Origin of the sequence: Roseinatronobacter ekhonensis (assembly GCF_900499075.1) — a bacterium.
In the GTDB taxonomy this organism is placed as follows: domain Bacteria; phylum Pseudomonadota; class Alphaproteobacteria; order Rhodobacterales; family Rhodobacteraceae; genus Roseinatronobacter; species Roseinatronobacter ekhonensis.
Window position 1 is genome coordinate 1 of the sequence record NZ_UIHC01000121.1, and the last position, 2,841, is coordinate 2,841.

General features: G+C 53.3%; 4 protein-coding genes. 3 read left to right on the forward strand and 1 reads right to left on the reverse strand.

From position 1 onward, the window contains the following. Nucleotides 1-102: 102 nt before the first annotated feature. From ROE7235_RS20325 to ROE7235_RS19180, 3 genes are all read left to right on the forward strand, one after another. On the forward strand, nucleotides 103-294 hold the full coding sequence (locus tag ROE7235_RS20325) for a sll1863 family stress response protein (RefSeq protein ID WP_503128429.1): 192 nt from the start codon (nucleotides 103-105) through the stop codon (nucleotides 292-294). 46 nt (nucleotides 295-340) lie between these two features. Further along, entirely contained in the window at nucleotides 341-1,636 is a 1,296-nt protein-coding gene (locus tag ROE7235_RS19175; RefSeq protein ID WP_245964041.1) for an SAM-dependent methyltransferase, read from the forward strand. Nucleotides 1,637-1,873: 237 nt separating this feature from the next. After that, the gene (locus ROE7235_RS19180) at nucleotides 1,874-2,626 is read left to right on the forward strand and encodes an MBL fold metallo-hydrolase (protein ID WP_121097573.1); all 753 of its coding nucleotides are present in this window, start codon (nucleotides 1,874-1,876) and stop codon (nucleotides 2,624-2,626) included. On the opposite strand, the gene ROE7235_RS20470 is transcribed toward ROE7235_RS19180, so the two are convergent. Then, complete coding sequence (locus tag ROE7235_RS20470; protein WP_220669601.1) at nucleotides 2,617-2,715, reverse strand: ATP-binding protein; 99 nt, start codon at nucleotides 2,713-2,715, stop codon at nucleotides 2,617-2,619. The two genes, ROE7235_RS19180 and ROE7235_RS20470, sit on opposite strands and share 10 nt — an antisense overlap. Between the last annotated feature and the right edge of the window lie 126 nt (nucleotides 2,716-2,841).

The following is a 2,841-nucleotide window of genomic DNA, read 5'->3' on the forward strand; positions in this document are numbered from 1 at the left end:
CAACGCGCTCTCGCAACGCAAGTGGATGTGGTTTGCCCATCTGTTATCTCCATATCTGCTCAAAGACATGGAATCATGGATCATGAAGTAAGGGAATCCTGAATCTGGTCAAACCGGACGCGCTCTAAGAAGCAGCTCGACGAGATGCGCAATCAGCGCGACAAGGCCGATGCGAAGCTGAAAGAGTTACACGACGCGAGTGACGAGGCATGGGAGGACATGAAGTCTGGCTTCGACACGGCCTGGAACAGCATTTCGGGGTCTTACGAAAGCGCAATGTCCCGGTTCAAATAAGGAGCCTGCCCGTGACCATCTTCGTGAGTCTGCGGGTCGGCAGCGAATGGCTGTTTCTCCTCGATTCCGTAGAAAAACACCCTGCTGCGATAATGGTTTGGCCGGGAAACTAGGCTATTTTGAGGAGGATATTATGACGGCTCTAGCGAGTACTACAAGTCACACCGATTTGCCGAAATACTTCCCCCAGATGTTTGAGAAGTTTCAAAGTATCGAACGTGGGCAAATCACTATCACCCTGCCTGACGGGCATCAGTTTTGCGCTCAGGGCAGCCAATCTGGCCCAGTCGGGCATCTTAACGTGACGAACGACCAATTGTTCACCCGTGTGGTGCGTGAAGGAAACCTCGGCTTTGCGGAAGCCTATCTCGATGGCTGGTGGAATACGCCAGATCTACAGGCATTTATGGATGTTCTCGTCGCCAATATGGCATCGATCAGCCAGCCTGTTCCTGGGTCTAGTCTGGTGCGCTGGTATGAAGTTTTTCGGCATTGGTTATTGCTGAACACTCAGAAACAAGCTCCAAAAAACTTGGCCAAACATTATGAGCTGGGCAATTCGTTCTATGGCGCGTGGCTGGATGAAACCATGTCCTACTCGTCTGGAATTTTCGAAAACCCACACGAAGATTTGGAAATTGCGCAACGCCGCAAGATCAAACGCATGTGCGATAGTATAAACCTCAAGGAAGAGGACAGGTTTATGGATATCGGATGCGGTTGGGGTGCGCTGGCCATTTATGCGGCCAAAGAACGGGGTGCCAAAGTGACAGCTTTAACTTTGTCAAAAGCACATTTTGAACATACCTCTGCACTTGTCCAAAAAGAGGGACTGTCGGAACGGGTTGAAGTGGCCCTGCGGGACTATCGCGACGAAACCGGAACCTATGAGGGCATAGGATCCATTGAAATGATTGAACATGTCGGGGAAAAATACTGGCCGGTATATTTCAAGTCCATCCATGACCGCCTGAGCGACAATGGCAGAGCAACCGTGCAGGCAATTACAATCGCCGACGACTTATATCCTACATATCGCACAACTCAGGATTTCATTCGTAAACATATTTTTCCAGGCGGTATGCTGCCTTATGATCGAGGCATCCGCGAGATGGCCAATGCATCAGGATTGAAAATCGTGGACTGCCTGTCTTTCCCAGACAGCTATTCCATCACCCTGCGCCGCTGGAACCAGGCTTTTGATGACGCATGGAGCGAGATTGAATCCATGGCTTTTGATCAAAGGTTTAAGCGGTTGTGGAACTACTACCTTACAATGTGTGCCGCTGGCCATGAATATGGGGCCACTTCAGTCACTCAATACACCTTCGCCCGGGTCTGATCCAACATATGTTTCCACTAAATACGAGGGAGGGAACGCGGCTAGGCGCTGCACGAGGCGCCATAGCCAGCCGCTGTCGGTGTCGCACTTGTGCATCTCTCCCGGGCACTCAATGGACACCGCTCTCTGGATCGGCGCGGCGGCAGCGCTCGTGACCGCGATCACCGCCTTCTACACGACGATGCTTTTCCAGATGCTGAATCTCACGCATTAAACAAACTGGAATTAGGAAAAATCATGTCCCCGATCATTCGCGCGTTCTTCGACAGACCCACGGGCAGCCTGCAATATGTATTTCACTGCGCGACCACACGGGAAGCGGCCATCGTCGACCCGGTCTGGAATTTCTATCCTGAGGCCGGGGCCATCACGACCCAGAGTGCGGACGAAATCCTTGCCTATGTCGCTGCCGAAAACCTCAAAGTGGTCTGGATACTCGACACTCACCCCCATGCCGATCATTTCACCGCGGCGCGATACCTGTCCGACAAGCTTGATGTACCCAACGCCATCGGCGAGAAGGTGACCAGTGTCCAGAAACTGTGGAAAGACCTCTACCATCTTGGCGACAATTTCCTCACTGACGGTTCGCAATGGGATCGGCTGTTTGCCGAAGGCGACGAGTTTATGGTGGGCGAGATTCCGGTGCGCGTGATGTTCTCACCAGGGCACACACTGGCGTCGATCACCTATGTCGCGGGTGACGCGGCTTTCGTCCATGACACGCTGATGATGCCCGAAAGCGGCACCAGCCGTGCCGATTTTCCCGGCGGCGATGCCGCGGACTTGTGGAATTCCCTGCGCGCCATTCTCGATCTTTCGCCCGAGACGCGGCTTCATATCGGCCACGACTACCCCGATGCTGGCACTGCCTGCGTATTCCGGAGGATCCGGCCACCTATTCCGACAACATCCGGCCACCTGTTCCGGGGTATCCGGCCACCTGTGACGCGTTGCCGTGAGGCAGCGTATTTTGGTTATCAGTCTTGAGGGGTTTCGTCATCTATTTTAGTGATGGTCTTGCGCATGGATTGCCCCTCGAGTTCGAGGCGGTAGGCGTTGTGAACGATGCGGTCCATGAAGTGGTCCTGCTTTTTAGGACAGGTTTGCGGCTTGTCTAAGATGCATCAGATTTATGTTCATGCCGCTTTTCGTATCTCTGCTTGCTCGAAGTATGCCGCGTCTGGGGTGCGTTTGTCGAGCGC